Annotated in this window: 16 protein-coding genes and 1 tRNA gene; 14 read left to right on the top strand and 3 right to left on the bottom strand. The window is 45.5% G+C overall.

Features of this window, described 5'->3' with window-relative positions; translation table 11 throughout:
- Window positions 1–106 precede the first annotated feature (106 nt).
- From AC4IE7_RS13310 to AC4IE7_RS13285, 6 genes are all read left to right on the top strand, one after another.
- The gene (locus AC4IE7_RS13310; protein WP_490777335.1) at window positions 107–865 is read left to right on the top strand and encodes a tyrosine-type recombinase/integrase; all 759 of its coding nucleotides are present in this window, start codon (window positions 107–109) and stop codon (window positions 863–865) included.
- A gap of 157 nt (window positions 866–1,022) precedes the next feature.
- Window positions 1,023–3,164 (top strand): hypothetical protein, encoded by a 2,142-nt coding sequence (locus AC4IE7_RS13305; protein WP_490777334.1) that lies wholly within the window; start codon window positions 1,023–1,025, stop codon window positions 3,162–3,164.
- Window positions 3,124–3,456, top strand: a complete 333-nt coding sequence (locus AC4IE7_RS13300) for a hypothetical protein (protein ID WP_490777333.1) — start codon at window positions 3,124–3,126, stop codon at window positions 3,454–3,456. The genes AC4IE7_RS13305 and AC4IE7_RS13300 overlap by 41 nt, the downstream gene beginning before the upstream one ends.
- 13 nt (window positions 3,457–3,469) lie before the next feature.
- Entirely contained in the window at window positions 3,470–4,726 is a 1,257-nt protein-coding gene (locus tag AC4IE7_RS13295; protein WP_490777332.1) for a restriction endonuclease, read from the top strand.
- Window positions 4,727–4,865: 139 nt separating this feature from the next.
- Window positions 4,866–5,255 (top strand): hypothetical protein, encoded by a 390-nt coding sequence (locus tag AC4IE7_RS13290; protein WP_490777331.1) that lies wholly within the window; start codon window positions 4,866–4,868, stop codon window positions 5,253–5,255.
- 76 nt (window positions 5,256–5,331) lie between these two features.
- Window positions 5,332–5,766, top strand: coding sequence for a hypothetical protein (locus AC4IE7_RS13285; protein WP_490777330.1), 435 nt, complete (start codon window positions 5,332–5,334; stop codon window positions 5,764–5,766).
- A 112-nt stretch (window positions 5,767–5,878) separates the two neighbouring features.
- Here AC4IE7_RS13285 and rtcR read toward each other — a convergent pair whose 3' ends face one another.
- Window positions 5,879–7,486 (bottom strand): RNA repair transcriptional activator RtcR, encoded by a 1,608-nt coding sequence (rtcR, locus tag AC4IE7_RS13280; RefSeq protein WP_490777329.1) that lies wholly within the window; start codon window positions 7,484–7,486, stop codon window positions 5,879–5,881.
- 235 nt (window positions 7,487–7,721) lie between these two features.
- Between rtcR and AC4IE7_RS13275 the strand changes: the two genes are divergently transcribed.
- Window positions 7,722–9,275, top strand: coding sequence for an RNA-binding protein (locus AC4IE7_RS13275; protein WP_490777328.1), 1,554 nt, complete (start codon window positions 7,722–7,724; stop codon window positions 9,273–9,275).
- An 81-nt stretch (window positions 9,276–9,356) separates the two neighbouring features.
- Here AC4IE7_RS13275 and AC4IE7_RS13270 read toward each other — a convergent pair whose 3' ends face one another.
- Window positions 9,357–10,922 (bottom strand): recombinase family protein, encoded by a 1,566-nt coding sequence (locus AC4IE7_RS13270; protein WP_490777327.1) that lies wholly within the window; start codon window positions 10,920–10,922, stop codon window positions 9,357–9,359.
- Window positions 10,919–11,176, bottom strand: a complete 258-nt coding sequence (locus AC4IE7_RS13265) for a hypothetical protein (protein WP_490777326.1) — start codon at window positions 11,174–11,176, stop codon at window positions 10,919–10,921. The genes AC4IE7_RS13270 and AC4IE7_RS13265 overlap by 4 nt, the downstream gene beginning before the upstream one ends.
- Before the next feature lie 254 nt (window positions 11,177–11,430).
- Here AC4IE7_RS13265 and AC4IE7_RS13260 point away from each other — a divergent pair, with 254 nt between their 5' ends.
- From AC4IE7_RS13260 to AC4IE7_RS13230, 7 genes are all read left to right on the top strand, one after another.
- A complete protein-coding gene (locus AC4IE7_RS13260; protein WP_490777325.1) occupies window positions 11,431–12,435 on the top strand; it encodes a hypothetical protein in 1,005 nt (334 codons plus the stop codon).
- Window positions 12,436–13,067: 632 nt separating this feature from the next.
- Window positions 13,068–14,201 carry an RNA ligase RtcB family protein gene (locus AC4IE7_RS13255; RefSeq protein ID WP_490777324.1) on the top strand — a complete coding sequence of 378 codons (1,134 nt, stop codon included), beginning with the start codon at window positions 13,068–13,070 and terminating at the stop codon, window positions 14,199–14,201.
- Window positions 14,198–14,845 (top strand): peptide chain release factor H, encoded by a 648-nt coding sequence (gene prfH, locus AC4IE7_RS13250; protein WP_490777323.1) that lies wholly within the window; start codon window positions 14,198–14,200, stop codon window positions 14,843–14,845. Before AC4IE7_RS13255 ends, prfH begins: the two co-directional genes overlap by 4 nt.
- Window positions 14,842–16,311, top strand: a complete 1,470-nt coding sequence (locus tag AC4IE7_RS13245; RefSeq protein WP_490777322.1) for a PcfJ domain-containing protein — start codon at window positions 14,842–14,844, stop codon at window positions 16,309–16,311. Before prfH ends, AC4IE7_RS13245 begins: the two co-directional genes overlap by 4 nt.
- Before the next feature lie 11 nt (window positions 16,312–16,322).
- Window positions 16,323–17,141 carry a hypothetical protein gene (locus AC4IE7_RS13240; protein WP_490777321.1) on the top strand — a complete coding sequence of 273 codons (819 nt, stop codon included), beginning with the start codon at window positions 16,323–16,325 and terminating at the stop codon, window positions 17,139–17,141.
- A gap of 199 nt (window positions 17,142–17,340) precedes the next feature.
- Window positions 17,341–17,421 (top strand) — tRNA-OTHER (locus AC4IE7_RS13235).
- Between the two features lie 111 nt (window positions 17,422–17,532).
- On the top strand, window positions 17,533–18,759 hold the full coding sequence (locus AC4IE7_RS13230; RefSeq protein WP_490777320.1) for an RtcB family protein: 1,227 nt from the start codon (window positions 17,533–17,535) through the stop codon (window positions 18,757–18,759).
- Window positions 18,760–18,766 lie beyond the last annotated feature (7 nt).

The following is an 18,766-nucleotide window of genomic DNA, read 5'->3' as shown; positions in this document are numbered from 1 at the left end:
AAGGGAAGATTCCAATGAATCCCTATAAACACTGTGTTCAGATTGATTTCTGATCCAACAAGTATCATCATTGGAATTTGGCACCACATTGAGGTGGATTCAGTTTATGGTTTCTAAGGTCAGGCCGGTAAAGCGGCTTATTGAACTGTATGAGCCGGGGGAAGGGAAAGCTCAAGTCATTGATCGACCAGGGCAACTGACTGATGTGTTATGGCGAGCATCACGGGGTGAGCTTGGACGCAGAAACGTAGCGATTATCATGATGCTCTTCGGGTCAGGCATGCGAATCAATGAGGTTGCTCAGCTTAAGGTCAAAGATGTTTGCCGACCGAATGGAGAACTGAAAAAGACATTTTCGATTCCGGCAAAGTATACAAAAACCAACAAGTCACGCATTGCCTATATTGTTGCTCCTCAACACAGGCAGGCGCTTCACTGTTGGCTACAACAGAGAGTCAACGAGCAAGCCATGATTTCTGAGGATGGAAGCTTCGGGGGACTCTCAGGTGATAGCCCACTCTTCCTTTCAAAGAAAGGCTCTTGGCGAAAGTTCGCGTTCAACACAAAACGCTACAAAACGAGTGAGGGCATGAAAGAGGTCCTCGTTTGTAGCTCCCTCGAGAACCTGATGCGGGAGATCCTCAAAGGTGCCGGCATAGAAGGGGGATCGAGTCATAGCGGCAGGCGGACCCTTGCCAGCTGGTTAGATCGCAAGGGGTGCGATCTTGAGTTGATCCGATACATACTCAATCATGAAGATCCCGAAATGACGATTGAATACATTGACCCATCGCAGAAGCGAATCGAAGAGGCGTATAAGTCTTTGTTCTTGGGTTTGAAGATGCCCGAGGCGTTATTGGTATAAATTATTTACCAAACATGATATTCGTTTTGGCGAGAAGTTTTCGGTATTTCGTTTACGCAGCTTCGCTTTAGAACACATAAAATAATATGGTGCATAGTCTGATTTCGACCCAAAGCGGACATAGTTATTAATGCGATAGTAGAGGTTGAAAAGGGATATGAAAATTGATGTTCACGTCCACACAAAAAAGACGAAGCAAGGTGACGCAGCCTCTAGAGAGGTCGATGCAAATAGGTTCCACCAAATAATCGCTTCCACAGAAGTGAAAATCGTCGCAATCACTAATCACAATGTTTTCGATTTAGATCAGTATGAAGAGTTTACCCATACAGTGGGAGGCGATTTTCAAATATGGCCAGGTGTTGAGCTCGATGTTGTTGTTGAGGATCGACGCGGACATTTGCTTGTGATTGTCTCTCCTTCGAAGGCAAAAGATCTTGCAAAAGTGATTTGTGAAGTTACAAAAGACACAACCCCAGACGCATTTACGATTTCGATCTCAGATGTTGTCTTAACATTTGATCAGCTAAATCCAATCTATATTGCACATTACAAACAGAAGAAACCTGATCTCCTAGATGAGGATATTGAGTTCATTATTAATAATACGGCAAAAAATAATAGAGTGCTCAAAGAGGCGACTAACGCAGTATCTGCAGGAATATTTATATGTCACGGTCATGCATCTATTTACGGATCCGATGTTCAAAATTGGGATAAGTATCAAGCATATCCAGAAAAGCTGCCTGATCTAAGATTACCAGTCGAAAGCTTTGAGCAATTTTGCTTGTTACTCGATAAAGACAAAGTTGCAATTAACACACTACTGGATCAGAAGTATCCTGAAAAGATTTGCGTAAAGCCCTTCAAAGACGATTTACCGATAGAACTAGTCGTCTACGACGATATAAATATTTTCTTTGGTGCAAAGGGGACTGGTAAATCAGACATCTTGGCTGCGATAGCTAGCTTCTATTCTAACAAGGGAATTGGATGTAAAAAGTTTGAAGCGGGAACTGTCAGACTGGAAGATGAGTATGACTTAGGTGGCAAAAGTCTAAAAATTGACTTAAAAGATTTTGGGATTGAATATTGTAATAAAGAGATAGAGCTGGTTAGGAATGCCTCAGAAGTTGGTGTAACCAGCCTTTCCAAATATAGAAGCTTTTTTTCAGACAGCCTAAAAAACAAAAAGGCGCGAACGATCAAAATTAAGGATTTCTCAACAGTCAGCACACAACAGTTTGATAGAAGACTTAAGGTAGTGCTAGGCACGGACGATAACGTAGTCCAGTTCCTCAATTTTATAGAAGAAAGCGACGAATTTAAAAAATCTATTACCGAAGATGAGCTTCGAACCCTCCGTGTAATTTTAAACAAAGCGTCGCAAAAACTCGGTGTAGAGGCATTTGATCTGTTTTCTTCTGGGAAGTCTGGTTCTCTCTTTAATCAGCTAGTTGATATTTTCAAGAGCGAAATAACAAAAAAAACTGGAACACCATCTAAGCCAAACGGTACAGGGCTCCGTGAATATGCTAGAAACCGCATAGCAATCGAACTGGCGACGCAAATGATTATTCACAACATTGAACAACCTATAAAAGTCGATCCCACATATATTGGAAATCTAGATGATAAGGGAGACCTTTACTGTACGACTGAAATTCTAATTCAGGATGGTAAAATTAGCGCGAGTAGATATAAGCCGCTGAGTAAGGTGAAAAAAAATCCGCAGAAGGATTTTGCTAAGGCTATCAAACTAATTAGTGAGAAAGTTTACTCCGAAGATTTGTTTAATAGCATTTCAGAACTCAATGAGATCGAGGGGATAGACACCATACCAACATTACTAGAGCTGTTGGTTTTCGATAGGTTCTTTATGATTGATGAAGAGGAATATAAACCATCCACCGGAGAAGCCTCAATGATTTTGCTTCACAGGGAGCTGAATGAGGACAAGGAAATATATATTCTGGATGAGCCTGAGAAGAGCCTGGGAAATGAGTACATAAACAATGTAATCGTTCCGCTCATTAAGGAAAAAGCTAAGATTGGAAAAAAGGTATTTATTGCGACTCATGACGCGAATATAGCTGTAAGAACACTGCCGTACAACTCTGTTTATCGTCACCACGATCTAAATGGGTACAAAACATACGTTGGGAATCCGTTCTCGAATAACCTCACTGATTTACGAGAAGAAAAAAGTGAAATGGATTGGAAAGAAGTTAGCATGAGGACGCTTGAAGGAGGAAGGGATGCTTTTGGAGAAAGGGGGCAAATCTATGGAAATCCATAAGGCAGATATAACTCAAGTTCAAGAAGATTACTTTTTGGAGCTCAAATTACCGGAGAATACTCTCATTATTCCCATCACTCAGGATGTCCCTAGGGAAATCCAAAAAGTATTCAATAAACTTATAGTGGCTCTTAAATCTGGTGCTTTTAATTTTGAACTTGAAGAAAAAGACGACGGCGACATTATCTACCATGTGGTCACAGAGTATATATCTCAGTTGAATGCAGAACTCGAAGATATTTTTCAAGAGCTATGTGAGCACGGCTTAGTGGATAAAACCGAAAACGATTAAATAGAGAATCAAAATGACTGACATATCAATTACTCTTACAGATATAGATTTCTTACAGGAGCAATTGAATTTTTCAGAAATCAGCCCTGTAGATTTTGAAAATCTTATATTTCATTTACTCGATGAAATGGGGTTTTCAAATTTAGTGTGGAGAAAGGGCGGAGAAGGAAACTCTGCTACCGATGGTGGACGAGATTTAGAAGCAACGTTTTGGACTGTTCTGCCTGCTGCGTCCAAAGAGGAGAAGTACTGGTTTGAAGTGAAACATCGAAAAAAACAATTAGAGAAGTCTCAAATTCAAAGTACGATATTAAATGCTGCAGGAAATAACTTAAAAGATAATGTCGTCATAATTACGAATAAGACCATTTCCAACCCCACATTGGATTGGATAAATGATTTTCAATCCACGCATAAGACACCACAAATTTCAGTATGGCAAGGGCATGACCTGGAAATACTATTAAGAAAAAATCCTCGAACACTTGCTAAATTTCTTCCGTCTTCATTAGCATTTAGCGGTCGTTGTAAAGTAATTGAATCTAAATTTTCAAATCTTATGCTTCTCCCAGCTGGTGGTGAATTAGAAGAATTATGGGATAAAAGAGATGAGTGCTACCATAATTCGTATCTCACTTTAGTTGCAGTGTTGGCCGAAGTTGCTTATGGAGATGTTACTACTCGGCAATGGGGGTTGAAATTAGATGAAGCTCAGTTATTTTCGGTTGCAGCTACAGGAATGTTGAATGTTTATCCTTTCATATTCAAATGCTGTGCACTAAACAGGGATCAAACACCACTTATTAAAGGTTTATCGTATATTATGGAGTGTCTTTTGCTAAGATATGGCGAGGAGATAACGGCTAAAGTATTGTTTAATCCTGAGGAGTTCGCAGAATCGGACGTTGAGCTTCCTGACGAACTGAAGTTTAATCGATATGAACCAATTTTTAACACAATATTTCATGAACTAAGCATTAACTGTAGTGAAAAAAATTACTGTTCAAAAGTTAGCCATATGTCCAAGCAGAAGGAATTTAGCTTCTTTAACCGTTTCTTGATCGACCCAGTAAAAGAGGACGAGGATAAAACACTTATTTTGAATTCACAGAATTCAAAATGCCAAATTGGCATTATTAGTGACGAAGAATATTGTCCTCTTGGAGACATAAGTACCGCCCCAGAGAATTTTGGTGGTCTGCTCGAAAAACTTAGATTCGCTCGTGGAGTTATAGTAAACCGATCAGGCGAGTTAAGAGAAAACTCTTAATGCCCGCTAATGGCCGAACTGAGACTTGCATGAATAGAGAGTATTTAGGAATATTAGATATGATCTGATAGAGGCTAATGAAGCTTGTGTTATTATCGATAACAATATATTTCCGACTTCTACATAATTAGGTACGTCTATGGATAGAATACTCGCATTATTTGCTATTATCATCGGTTTTATTGCTCTATATCGTTTTGCAAAATTTGTACTGCAACAAAAATATATACAAGCACTTAATTCACATTGGAACAAGGAATTTACCGTTAACGGAATTAATCTCGTCAATCCCGCTGATTCAAAAATCCTAGGTGACTGGAAAGGCTCTGGTGTACAAGGGTCTCCTATTCGCACACGTCTATTTCAAACTCGAAAAGGAAATTATGGAATATTCAATTTCTGGTTTCCATTAGAAGGCCTTCCGAAGTCAGAGGTATCAATGGTTAGTGAAGTACAGGCGAAAGCAGAGCTGCTATCTCGCGATAGGATACAGTATATAAAACTATTCGGTGAGCCAAAGCACATTTAGGCTCAAATATGGACAATTTACCCATATTAATTAAGGCGTTACTATCGAGTTAGGCATGCCTAATTGAGAGAAATATATGAATATTACTGACGACCAGAAAAGAGTCATCACAAAATATGACAGTAACGTCCAGATCGAAGGACCTTTACGACTTTTATCTAAACTATTGATTACAGCTGTATTCAGTATGTTAGCTGGTATCATACTCCACTTATTCACGTCAGTTGGCTTAGAGAAGATAGTGATAATATCGATATTACAGGGATTGATATTTTATGTTTATGTTCAATTATCTGATCATGGCTATATGATGCTGTACCGTCAATTCAAGACTCTCAAAAAAACTGCCATGGAGATTGTGAGATCAAATCATATTGACAGACCTTGCGCTGCAGAGACCCTGCTGAGTATGAAAACTCGGCAGCATGTTGACAATTCCCGCTTCATTCGACGTAAGATTGGCCAGAGCGACGATTCGAACTTCTCCCGTGACCACTACAATACAAACTAATAACAATGATATGAATTGGTGGGAACACGAATGGAATTGGACTCCGGCGGGAAATGGATTAGACACCAAAGGTAGATTGTCTCTTTCAGAGCTGAGTCTTTATCGGTTCTGTTCACTCGCTTCGAACTCTCTCCCAAGTCAAATCAAACTTCGCCAGATATTTACGCAGCCTGTCCGCGTCATTGCTGCTGCTCTTCCGCTGCCGGGAAGCATTAAACAGCGTCCGTCCCGCCTCAGAGAGGGTGCCAGACTTGGCGCAAACCTTGATCACAGAATCCAGTTGGCAACGGTCGAACAAGTCGATCTGTGCAAGTGTTTCAGCTGACAGCAACCGCTCAAGTCCATCGTCGTTGGTACCGTCATTGCGCCATTGATTACGCAGGCGGATGATCTCATCTTCTACATCGCTTTCTGTGATACGCCCCCCTTCGGCCAAAGTGGCCAAACGGGAGACCGAGGCGGAGAGTTCACGAAAATTGCCACGCCAGGCAGTGTCTGGGGCGGTGGCGTAGGCTAGATAACGTTGCCTTGCTGGTTTGTTGAATCTCAGCCGGCGGCCGAGTTCGCCTGCCTGGCGCTCTAACTCAAATTCCAGATTGGGCTCGATGTCTTCCGGCCGGTCCACCAGTCCCGGAAGATGGAAGGTCCAGAGGTTGATGCGTGCATAGAGATCTTCGCGGAACCGCCCCTGCTCGACATCGATACGCAGGTCACGGCAGGTGCCAGCGATCAACTGAAAGTGACTTTCTACCTCATGATCAGATCCCATGGGATAAAAGCGCTTCTCCTCGATCGCTTTCAGCAGCATTGATTGCTCGTCCAGCCCTAGTTCCCCGATCTCATCCAGAAACAGCAGACCGCCATCGGCCTGCCGGAGAAGGCCTTCGCGCTCGCCAACTGAGCCGGTGTAGGCACCCTTGGTGTGGCCGAACAAGGCGGACATGGTGCCTTCGCCATGCAGGGTGGCGCAATTGACCTCAACAAAGGGTCCAGTGACCTGGTGACGCTTGCGTTTGAGCTGATAGACCTGGCGGGCGAGGAACGACTTACCAGCGCCAGTGGGGCCAAGCAGCAGTATCGGAGCAGGAGAGCGGTTAGCCACTTTCTCAATGGCATCGATCATACGGTTAAAGGCGAGATTTCGGGTCGCGATACCCGATTTCAACAAGTTGAGGGTCTCCTCCCGCTCCTCGGCGAAGCGCTGGGCGATACGGTCGTAGCGTGACAGATCGAGATCGATGATGGTGAAACTACCCACCTTACCCGCACGCTGTTTGGGGGGCGGCGCACTTTGCAACAATCGGGCGGGGAAGTAGTTCGCCTCGGTCAGCAGGAACAAGCAGATCTGGGCGACATGGGTACCGGTTGTGATGTGGATCAGATACTCCTCTTGCTCCGGCTCGAAGGGGTAGTCACGGGCAAAGCCGTGCAAGGCGGCGTAGACCTGTTCGAAATCCCAGGGATCATCGAGAGGCATGGGGCGCCATACTAGCTCAGTTTCCGGCGATATGGCTGCGATATCCTTGGCCACGGTCTCCCTCACGCGCTGGTATCTGTCCGGTTGATAGAAGAGCTCCAGGCGGTCAATTAGAAGATCCTCCTGCTGGCAGAGTGAGATGCTTGGACGCCACTTTTCCCAACGACCATTACCGCGGCCCTCATCGAGCACCGCGCCAAGAAAGCCGATAACCACCGTCTTTTTCACTTTCACACCATTCACCTTCTAATGACGTTCAGGTAAGCCGCAATTAAAAATGATAATAAATTATAACATCATATAAATATATATAGCTTATAAGCCAAAATAAGTGTCCGCTACTTATGTCGAATTTCAAGAGAACAAGCTAATAGTCTGTAAAAACAATAGCATGCATGCATACGTGAAAAGCTGGCACGCCCTTCGCTATAGGTAGGGGAAATCGGAGATGATTGTATTTAACGAATGGAGCAGCAAGATGGCTAACAAAGCGCTTTTTCCCGGTGCAGCCCAGCGTTCAATGAAAACCAATACCCTCAACGAAGCTGGTGGAACCGCTTATCGTCTGAGTGATAAACACGCACTGGCGCAGTATGCGGTTACTGGATGCCTTAACGGTACTTACTATGCCGGAGCGGAGACCCAGTTAGAGCAGGTGATCGAATTGTGCGACCAGGTAGAGCCGGAATTCATCGCCCGCACCGCTATTTGGTGTCGCCAGAACGGGGGAATGAAGGATATGCCGGCACTGTTGTGTGCTGTCCTTGCCACTCGCGGTAGCGATTGGCTGCCTATCGCCTTCGATCAGGTCATCGATAACGGTCGCATGCTGCGCAACTTCGTACAGATCCTGCGTAGCGGTGCACTAGGGCGGAAATCCCTGGGAACCCGACCCAAGCGTCTGGTGCAGCAGTGGCTGAACCGATCCAGTGAGCAGCAGCTGCTGGCAGCGACGGTGGGTAATGCGCCGTCTCTGGCTGATGTGGTGAAGATGGTACATCCAAAACCGACTGAGGCCTGGCGTTCAGCCTTCTTTGCTTGGCTCATCGGTAAGCCCTATGACCTGGCATCGCTGCCGAGTGCACTGCATAGCTTTGAGCGTTACAAGCGTGAGGGTGGAAAGCTGCCCAAGGTGCCTTTCCAGATGCTGACCTCGCTGCCGTTGAGCGAATCGAAATGGGCAGTCCTGGCTCTGCGAGGAGGCTGGCAGATGGTGCGGATGAACCTCAACAGCTTTCAGCGTCACGGCGTCTTCAAACAGCCGAAGATGGTAAAGAAACTGGCGCGGCGTCTGACCGATGAGAAAGCGATCCGCAAGGCCAGGGCTTTTCCTTACCAGTTGCTGACCACTTATCAGTCAGCGTCTGGCGTGCCAGATGAGATACGCCAGGCTTTGGAGCAGGCGATGGAGATCGCCCTGAGTAATGTGCCTGAGTTGCCCGGGCGGGTGGTTGTTTGTCCCGATGTGTCGGGTTCGATGCACTACCCGGTTACCGGTTGGCGCAGAGGCTCAACCACCACGACCCGCTGCATTGATGTGGCGGCACTGGTGGCGGCAGCCTTCCTGCGCAAGGACCGGCATACCCTAGTGCTGCCCTTCGACTGGGATGTCTCCAGGGTGCGCCTGAAAGCGGATGCGGCAGTGATGGAAAACGCCACTAGACTGGCATCTCTTGGGGGTGGTGGAACCAATTGCAGCTCGCCGCTGCGTTGGTTGAACAAGCGACAGGAGCGGGCTGATCTGGTGTTGTTGGTGTCGGATAACGAGTCATGGATCGACTCTCGCCGAAGTGCCGCTAGCGCGGTGATGACGGAGTGGAGCCGGTTCCGGCAACGCAACCCGGCGGCGCGGTTGGTCTGTCTCGATATCCAGCCTTACACCAGCACCCAGGCACCGGAGCGCGAGGATATCCTCAACATCGGTGGCTTCAGTGATGCGGTCTTTACCCTGATCGACCAGTTCGCCAGGGGAAAGCTGCAAAGCGGACACTGGGTTGGCGTGATTGAAAACCAACAGCTGGCAACAGCATAGGAGTAGTAAGAGGGGCGGGCAATGGGGCCCGCTCCACCGGGGCATCAGCCCCAAACGATTTACGGGCGAATGCAGGTGGAACTACATCGCTATGAACGACGTGGTCGCGGGTTCGAATCCCGTCACCTCCACCATTTCATTATTCCCTTCCCGTAAATCGGCTAAAAGCGAGAATGGCTGCGAGAAAGCGGCGGTTCTAAAACCGTGATTTCTGTCATAGGTAATCTTGTCCGCAAATGCCATTCGAAGCAGCATTCTGCGCTGTTCGATGCACTCGCTTTCCCAAAGTTTAAGCGGGTTTCCAAGGAATGTGATAGCGGTTCTAAAAGTATCCTCGAAGCTCTCTATCGGACGACCGCAATTTTTGATCTTTTCGTCCATAATCAGCTTCTCTTCTTGCAGGCTTCTGATCTTATCCTCATAGGTGTCGATTAAAATCGGATTATCAGCCTCTACAATGCGGTCTAGGAATTGATTGACCTTCCGATCAATCAGCGCGAGTTGCTGTTTCAGCGCCTTTGTTTGGTCTTTGGCTTGGCCTTGGCGATCCTTCCAATGCTGATCGAAAATGTCTAAGGCCATATAGAATGTTTTCGGTGAAGGTTTTAGCGTTTTTACAATCTCAAGGAATTCTTCTTCCATTTGTGCTTTGCGAATGGACTTGCCGTATTCGGCGCAGCTCTTATTCGAACATAAATAATACGGGTATTTGGTGTTACGCCCCTTTGACCAGCACGAGGTTAAAGGCCGATCACAGCAGCCACATGTCACAAAGCCGCGCAACGGAAAGTCGTCTTTGATATTCGCCTTCATCGGGGCTTTGGCGCGTCCGTCCAAGCGTTCTTGTATCCTCTGAAAGTCTTCATAACTAATCAGTGGCTCATGCTTGGCAGGATGCAGCGATATACCCCATTGCGGCACGTCGATATAACCTGAATAGAGAACGCGGCGCAAAAGGTCAGATACGCGCTGCACGTTCACTTTACCGTTTCGCATTCTCGGGAACTCTGCATGGAGATCAAAGAAGCGCGTCAGTTCTGCGATGCTCTCAAAGCGGCCTGAGGCAAAGCCAAGCAAGCCCTCTTGAATGATGGAGGCTATCGGCTCATCACGCACCAGCATTTTACCGTGACCACTGACGCGCTCGTACTTATACCCCGTTGGCGGGTAAAACACCCAATAGCCATTGAGCACCCTTGCGCGCATGCGGTTCTTTACTTGCTCTGTGTTCTTTTGGCGGTGGTGCTGCGAAACACTGGCGAGAAGATTTTCAACGAGCTTGCTATCGGAATCCTCACCAAACTCGATGGACGGGCTTTCGAGCTTTCCGCCCGCATCACCTATAGCAGTGCGAAGCTGTATATGCGCTTCAAGGTCACGCGCAAGGCGGCTGATATCATCGATGATGACAACGGGGTTTTCGTGTTTGTGCTTTTTAAGAAATTTGAGCATGGCTTGCATACCCGGGCGATTGATGAGACTTCCTGATACGCCCTCATCGCGGAAGACTTCTATCACTTGATATTGCTTGTGGTCGGCATATTCGCGGCAACGTGTTTCTTGTGATCCGAGGCCATCACCTTTCTTGACCTGTTTAACCGAGGATACGCGGGCATAAATAACGGCGGTTTGTTTATGGCTCTTCATGGGCGGACTCCTTGCTGCGGCGGTGGATCGGTTTTCTTTTGTATTGGATGGGAGGATTCTAGCCGCTTCATTGAATCCTGTCTATCGGCGTTTGAGGATTTATCACGCGCATGCTGGACGGGATGTTTACAAAACGCACGATCAACAAAGTTTTCCATGATGTGCCAAAGATCAAAGATGTATTGAATTTTCTGCTCGCGGGTCATATCCCAATCGTCAATCATCGCGAGGTATTTTTCTATGTCGGGTTTCATGATATCTGCTCCTGTTCGTGTGTGTGGCGACAGGATCAACAATATCATCGCATGTGCATGCGTACGGGCGAAGCCCCACAGCCAGAGGGATGAAACGGGAGAGCGCAGCATCTCCCTTTCCAAGCGTATTGTATTACAATACACAGCTTGCCTTTCGTCTTAAGTCTGGTCTTTGTTACTAAAAACTGCTCAATTCAGTTTTGATAGAATTTTTATAAGTGCTAAGATTTTGTCTAAGAAGAGGCGTGTAATCCATGACATCATCTGAAAACAAACAAAAAGAATGTCTTTCGAAGTCGTTTTTTGAACGGCTTGGTTTTTTACTAGGATGCTCTTTAATTGTTTTATTTTTTTCTGAATATTTTTTCTTTAATGAAGGTGTAACAGAACATCTTCATGCCACACTACGATCACCGAAGTTACTGTTACTTAACCTCATTGAAATGAGCATTTTCTATCTTCTGGCCGTAGCGCCAGCCATTTTGGTTTTATATTATACGCGCGTGTCTTCTATCTGGGGGGTATTTCTAGTCGGAGCTATAATAGGATATTTTATTGAAGGGCTGGTTGTTCCAGTGATTTACATGGAACTGCCAATCTCTATTATTTGGACAGCTTTATCATGGCATCCAATCATAGATGTAATCTTCGGTTTATGGATATTGCAGTATTGCTTAAGAGAAAAGAGCTTTTCTATTAATTGCATTATATGTTCTGTAATAGGAATTATATGGGGAATTTGGTCAACATGGCCTATTGGACATCTATCAGATGCAACTGGCGAAATTTTGACTTTTGTTCCAGCTGCAGAATTTACAGCCTTTTTATTTGTAACCACAGGTATTTTGTTTGTCGGTAACATTTTAGTTTCTTCGGGGGCTGATAAGCCGTTTGCACCTACTCGTTTGGATTATTCGATTTTTGTGATTACGTCACTCTGCCTCTTTATATTAATGGCTCTGCAAGTTTCAGTTTTGATCTTAATATTTATTATCGCAGTCAGCCTGTTCTACATGCCTTTGCATTATGCAAACAAAAAATGCGGCAGAGATAAAAGCATAGTCCTGCATAGCTTTGAGAAGGCTCCGCCTTTTCCCAATCAACTTACAATATGGGCAATGCCTGTTACAGCATCTATAACTTACTGGGTTATGTCTGAACAGAATTGGCATGTCGAGTCTTGGATACTAACTCTGCCGCTTATGATTTTGGGTTTCGCTCTAGCTGTTATATCACCTTTCAAAATGCTACGATCATAATGATGCTTTAATAGCATCTGCTGATGCGTTAAGACCGTCCGCAAGCTGTGTGTTGTACTACAACACGCTTGGAAAGAGAGACGCTGCGCTCTCCCGTTTCATCCCTCTCGCGGATGGTTTTAGGCATGGGAACACAATCCGTTCTACCATGCAAAACCATCAAAACGTATCACCGTTTTATCCCTCGCAGGACTTGGAGAATTTCCTCTCCACCTGCGCCGAACCATGCATGAACATATGGATGTTCAATCGCCATTTAGGGGAGCACATCCGCTACCCCTAAAAACCCCATGATAATTTCATCAAGACCAATCGTACGCCGATTGGATGCGCTTAACAAAAATATATTGCCAGATTTTTTTCGTTCTGTTACCTTAAGACAACTTTTTAGGAGTTTAACCGATGAGAAATATACATACACATAAATAACAGCCGTTCGGCAGATTGTGTTCGAACGCCATCAAGATAAACGCGTTCGGTATATTTCATACCTTTCCAAAATCTAATGTCCGGTTGTTAAAAGCTTTTCGAGCAGGCGTTTTGCTGTTCGTTTGGCTTAATTTGCTTTGGCGTACTTTTTGAAGCGCCCGAAGCAAAAACTCAATTGCTTTTGAAAATTGAAGAGAAAAACAATGGACAATTTATTGAATACACCGAAACCAATCATTCGTGTGATTGCTTCGGACAAAAATTGGATTGAGGGTAACGCAGTCCAACAACTTGAAAAAACAGCAGAACTTAACGGCATTAAAATGGCCGTTGGTTTGCCAGATTTACATGCAGGAAAAGGATACCCTGTTGGTGCGGCATTCGTGTCGCAAAATTGGATTTATCCTGCTTTGGTCGGAAATGATATTGGCTGTGGCATGGGGCTATGGCAGACGGATATGAAACTATCCAAAATGAAACCCGAAAAATGGGCATCGCGTCTTGATTTGGACGATTCTTGGGATGGAGATGCAAAGGCATGGCTGGAACGTTATGGCTTGCCATCATCCTTGCTTGAACGTTCGCTTGGCACAATAGGCGGCGGCAACCATTTTGCCGAGTTACAGCGTGTTGAACGTATAGAGAATGCGAATGTATTTGAAAATCTGGGATTGGATAAAAACAAACTGCATTTACTTGTGCACTCCGGCTCTCGCGGCTTAGGGGAAATGGCGCTGCGTCACCATGTTGAGAATTTCGGTCATAACGGTTTGAAAACCGACAGTAACGAAGCAAAAGACTATATCCGCAAACATAATCAGGCGGTTTTATGGGCACAGGCAAACCGTGCGCTTATTGCGTACCGATTTACAGATGCTTTACGCAGCGAATGTGAAAAGGTCTTTGATATGCCTCATAATACCGCTTTACCAAAAAAATTAGACGGGCAGACATACTGGCTTCATCGTAAAGGTGCGTCTCCTTCTGATTGTGGTGTTTTGGTTATACCGGGATCACGCGGTAGCTTTAGTTATTTGGTCAAGCCTATTGGTGATCAAACGAACAATGCTTATTCGCTCGCACATGGTGCAGGTCGTAAATGGGTTCGTTCTGATGCTAAAGAACGTCTGGCTGGTAAATACAAAGTCGATGATTTCCAAAAAACAGATTTGGGAAGTTACGTCATTTGTGAAGATAAAGACCTTATTTATGAGGAAGCTCCGCAAGCTTACAAGAATATCGATATTGTTATTCAAGACATGCAACAAGCAGGCTTGATTGAGATCATCGCTCTTCTTCGTCCTGTTATCACCTACAAAACACGGAGGAAGAAATGAGCAAGCATACAACAAATGCAATATGGCTTCATGTAACTGCCGGACAAGGGCCGGATGAGTGTGCACTTGCTGTTGCAAAATTCATCCGTCATTTACAAAAAAAGGCCAAGGCGCAGGTTCTTGCGTTGGATATTGCAGATAGTGTTGAAGGCGACAAAAAAGGAACTGTGACATCTGCTTTGATAAAAATATCAGGGCAGAATGCAGAACAATTCCTTATGCCTTATATGGGGACAATAAAATGGGTTTGTGAAAGCCCATATAGGCCGCGTTATAAGCGCAAGAACTGGTTTATTGGTGTTGAACGTATTACCCCTGTTAAGGACACAGAAATCACAATAAACCCCGAAGATGTAACATGGAAAACCATGCGGGCATCCGGCCCGGGCGGGCAACATGTCAACACGACAGATAGCGCCGTTCAAGCAACGCATAAGCCTAGTGGATTGCAGGTCATAGCCAGTGATGCGCGTTCACAGCATGCAAACAAAAAAATCGCCTTAGCTAAGCTGGAGATGATTTTGCGAACACGACAGGAGGAAAAAACCGCTGAGAGTAAAAAAAATAATCGTGATCAACACCACGCCCTTGAGCGCGGAAACGCGGTTAAAACCTTTACAGGAAAGGAGTTTACAGAGCGATGAAACGCAGAATGAAAAACTCCGATTTTCAGGGTAAGGCAATTACGCCATCCATGAAAAAGCATTTTAAGGCATTGGATATAAAAACCGAGCGGAAATATTTCGCATGGTGTAATGCCAGAAATTTCAATGCCGACTTGAATAAAGATAAAGGTGCTAGAGACTTAGAATATGAACGTTTTCTGGGTGAGCAAAAAGCTTTAAAGGATAACGCCCGCATTCATCACAATGCGGATGCGTTCCTCCATGCGGTTTGCATGGGAGAAGTTGCCCCAAAAGCGATCATCAGACCAGAATGGCAGAAAATTGCATCATTAATTTCAAAAACTCCGAATGACAGGCCATATCGAACAGGACTTTCACAATTTTTGATTTTGATGAACAAGAAAATGAAATGCACCTTTGAGAAAGCAGAGATCCGAGGTAAGCAATTTTTCTACATACGTGCATTTATCAATATCTACAATTATCGCTGTTATTGGATACGCGATCTTGAGAATTGGACACCAAACACACACAATATGCATGGCCAGTTTTGTGCTTTGATCAGCCATTTGTTTGAAGAATATCCGGCGCCGGAATTTATGCGTTCTGCATGGTTTCGAATGGATGAGGTGGCCGATAACTACCGTGACTGGTATTTAACGGTGGTTTCAGGGAAAAATATCCGTAGCGCAGAGTTGCCTTTCCCATTCACCAAAAAGCTTGCACATCACTTTATGCATGCGCCTGCTTTTTGTTCAATTGAACAGGCCATTAAATGGGGAGAAATTCATGCGCTTGGTGGTGATGAAAATCTGGCCAAGGCCGTTATTGCCTCGCGTATTGGTGAGGCTATGAGCCATAAAAAATTCTGGGATAGTGTGTTTCAGTTTTTTGTTGAAAACCCAATGCTTGATCGAGCGCATATAGCACCCATTATAGATTTTTTATATGCACAAAAATTTGAAGTGCGTGAATGCATTACCGCACCTGGCGTTGTGGAGCATATACACCCGCCACAGCCCAATTTATCTATGAAAGGAAGAACAGCGGAATCACTATTAAGACAAGTGGAGCGTTGGCATGGCAATCTTGCAAAATCCAACGATGCTCAAAAATACTTCTTCAAAAAATCGGGCATTCCTGAATTTAGGCAAAAAACCGGAGAAGAAAAACAGGATATTCGGATTATTCGTGAATTGCTTTCGGGTGCAGAGCTCATCAAAGAAGGTCGTGAAATGCGACATTGTGTTGCGTCTTATGCACGCAGGTGCTCATTGGGGCACTGCTCAATTTGGGCGATGGAATATGTTTCTGCCAAAGGGAGTATTGAAAAGCATCAGACTATTGAAATCACAAAAGACAAGCATATCGTGCAAAGCCGAGGCAAAAGCAACCGCCTGCCTACGCCATCAGAATTCAATATTATAAAGAAATGGGCACAAACGGCAGGGCTAACAATTGCTTCATATGTTTCGAGCCGATAGGAGAAAAAATCATGAGAAAACCAACAAGACGGAACAGAAACATAGGAACGAAAAAAAGCGGCTATTCTCAGGATAACAATATGGTTATTCCTCAAAGAAAAGATGATTTGGCTTTTTGGGAACAATTAAATAATCCCGTTATTATTCCCATTAAGGCGCATGATCATGAAATCGCAATATTTGTAGAACCTGTACGTGATGGATACATTCATGCTTGCACGCCTCAAGACATCATAAAGATTTTGGAACTGCTTCCACCTGATGATGTTGAAGAAGTCGAAATCATAGTCTTAAGGCAGCCTAAAAAGAAGGAGGAAATTCTTTCGCCGGTATGGGGGCGTTATCTTTATTATGTTGATTTCGACAAATACAATGGTTCTGCTATTTGTATTGAAGCAATCAAACCTCACACGATTGTAAAATGGGGATCAAGCCTAAGTCCGTTCGAACAAAAAGAATTAAAGCTGTTAGAGCAAGACGGCGACCGCATAGAACAAGTTAAGCGCGGATGGAACATACACACAACGCCCGAAAGCGTTAGGAACCGGCAACTATACAGAACGCTCCCTCATGAATTTGGGCATGCCGTTGATTATGCACGAAACTGTCTGGAACCTTGTGTCGATGCAAAAACTGAGGAAGAAGATGAATATATATCCAAAGTCTTCGATTCAAAACCAACATTGGAGAAAGAAGAATTCGCTAATCGCTATGCTAAAGCATTCTATGAAAAACATTTTCGTTTAGGTAACATTCCTTTTAACAGAGTTTTGAATGAAGACTTTCTAGAAAAACACAATCTTGATATTCGTTGGTTTCAGGAAAGCTAGTAAAAGTCGTTTTACTTATTTAAGCACTCCTTCCCAAAGCGCCAAAGCCTCAAATAATCGGTTCGAGGTGTCACCTGATACCTCCACTACGACGGGGGTGTAGCTCAGTCAGGTAGAGCACGCTGTTTCACCGACCCTTGTCGCCCACCTATTTGACACCCCCAAGTGACTGGGGAATTCGAGAGCAGTTTCGCGGCGAATGCCGATGGCGCTACTTGGTTGACGCACCTTGCTTGCAAGGTCCCGCAAGGGGTCCGGGTTCAAATCCCGGTCCGGCCTCGGCCGGGTGGCGGAAAATATCGCGTCATCAAACCTGGTCGCCGCACTTATACAAGGGTGTCGTACAATCCTATCTTGGGTCTGAAGACACCCATTCATTGGAGCAAGAAAAATGTCTACTGAAAACTACGACGTTATGCAGGCCGAGCAGGGGCATCCGGTTAAGATGTGGACCCAGGGGGTACCTGTGGATGAGAAGGCTAAGGGGCAGCTGTTGAATGCCTCTCAGCTACCATTTATTCATAAATGGATCGCAGTTATGCCTGATGTACATGTGGGTAAGGGGGCGACCATTGGATCAGTGATTCCCACCAGGGGTGCGATCATCCCGGCGGCAGTCGGCGTCGATATCGGTTGCGGTATGATGGCGGTTCGCACCAGCCTAGGATCCGGAGATCTGCCGGATAACCTGGCGCCGCTGCGTAGCGCCATTGAGCAGGCAGTACCCCATGGTCGAAGCAAGGGACGTGGAAATCGCGATAAAGGCGCCTGGGGAACGCCACCGGCCCATGTCGATGAGGTATGGACAGAGTTAGTGGAACCCTTCGGGCGCATTGTGGAAAAATATCCTCGCCTGAAAAAGACCAATAATTATGTCCATCTAGGGACTCTGGGAACCGGTAATCATTTCATCGAGGTCTGCCTGGATGAGAGTGAGGCGGTCTGGATTATGCTCCACTCGGGATCACGCGGTGTCGGCAACGCCATCGGTAACCTGTTCATCGAGCAGGCGAAAGAGGATATGCGTACCTGGCATATCACCCCGCCTGACCGAGATCTGGCATATCTGCCGGAAGGGACCGATCACTTTAACGACTATGTCGAGGCGGTGGGTTGGGCGCAGCATTTCGCACGCCGCAACCGGGAATTGATGATGGCGGCGTCCATCGGTGCTCTGCGCCAGATCATCAGTAAACCCTTCGATGCCGATAGCATGGCGGTTAACTGTCACCACAACTATGTGCAGCAGGAATCGCACTATGGTGAACAGGTGTGGGTAACCCGCAAGGGTGCAGTCCGTGCTGGGGCAGGGGAGCTGGGTATCATTCCGGGTAGCATGGGCGCACGTTCTTATATTGTACGCGGAAAGGGTAATCCGGAGAGTTTCTGTTCCTGCTCCCACGGTGCAGGTAGAGTCTACTCCCGAACCGAGGCCAAGCGTCGCTTCACACTGGAGGATCAGAAGAAGGCGACCGAAGGTGTAGAGTGCCGTAAGGATAGCGCCGTGATCGACGAGATCCCTATGGCCTACAAAGACATCGATGCTGTGATCCATGCCCAGCGGGATCTGGTGGAAGTGGTGCATACCCTTCGTCAGGTGGTTTGTGTTAAAGGATAGAAACGTC

The sequence above is a fragment of the Candidatus Thiodiazotropha sp. AKAK3 genome (genome assembly GCF_058244645.1).
This window is presented reverse-complemented; position numbering and strand designations above follow the sequence as displayed.

Bases quoted from the DNA above. Each gene is read 5' to 3' on its own strand.
- AC4IE7_RS13310 (WP_490777335.1), top strand. From the start codon at position 107: ATGGTTTCTAAGGTCAGGCCGGTAAAGCGGCTTATTGAACTGTATGAG.
- AC4IE7_RS13305 (WP_490777334.1), top strand. From the start codon at position 1,023: ATGAAAATTGATGTTCACGTCCACACAAAAAAGACGAAGCAAGGTGAC.
- AC4IE7_RS13300 (WP_490777333.1), top strand. From the start codon at position 3,124: ATGCTTTTGGAGAAAGGGGGCAAATCTATGGAAATCCATAAGGCAGAT.
- AC4IE7_RS13295 (WP_490777332.1), top strand. From the start codon at position 3,470: ATGACTGACATATCAATTACTCTTACAGATATAGATTTCTTACAGGAG.
- AC4IE7_RS13290 (WP_490777331.1), top strand. From the start codon at position 4,866: ATGGATAGAATACTCGCATTATTTGCTATTATCATCGGTTTTATTGCT.
- AC4IE7_RS13285 (WP_490777330.1), top strand. From the start codon at position 5,332: ATGAATATTACTGACGACCAGAAAAGAGTCATCACAAAATATGACAGT.
- AC4IE7_RS13275 (WP_490777328.1), top strand. From the start codon at position 7,722: ATGGCTAACAAAGCGCTTTTTCCCGGTGCAGCCCAGCGTTCAATGAAA.
- AC4IE7_RS13270 (WP_490777327.1), bottom strand. From the start codon at position 10,922: ATGAAGAGCCATAAACAAACCGCCGTTATTTATGCCCGCGTATCCTCG.
- AC4IE7_RS13265 (WP_490777326.1), bottom strand. From the start codon at position 11,176: ATGAAACCCGACATAGAAAAATACCTCGCGATGATTGACGATTGGGAT.
- AC4IE7_RS13260 (WP_490777325.1), top strand. From the start codon at position 11,431: ATGACATCATCTGAAAACAAACAAAAAGAATGTCTTTCGAAGTCGTTT.
- AC4IE7_RS13255 (WP_490777324.1), top strand. From the start codon at position 13,068: ATGGACAATTTATTGAATACACCGAAACCAATCATTCGTGTGATTGCT.
- prfH (WP_490777323.1), top strand. From the start codon at position 14,198: ATGAGCAAGCATACAACAAATGCAATATGGCTTCATGTAACTGCCGGA.
- AC4IE7_RS13245 (WP_490777322.1), top strand. From the start codon at position 14,842: ATGAAACGCAGAATGAAAAACTCCGATTTTCAGGGTAAGGCAATTACG.
- AC4IE7_RS13240 (WP_490777321.1), top strand. From the start codon at position 16,323: ATGAGAAAACCAACAAGACGGAACAGAAACATAGGAACGAAAAAAAGC.
- AC4IE7_RS13230 (WP_490777320.1), top strand. From the start codon at position 17,533: ATGTCTACTGAAAACTACGACGTTATGCAGGCCGAGCAGGGGCATCCG.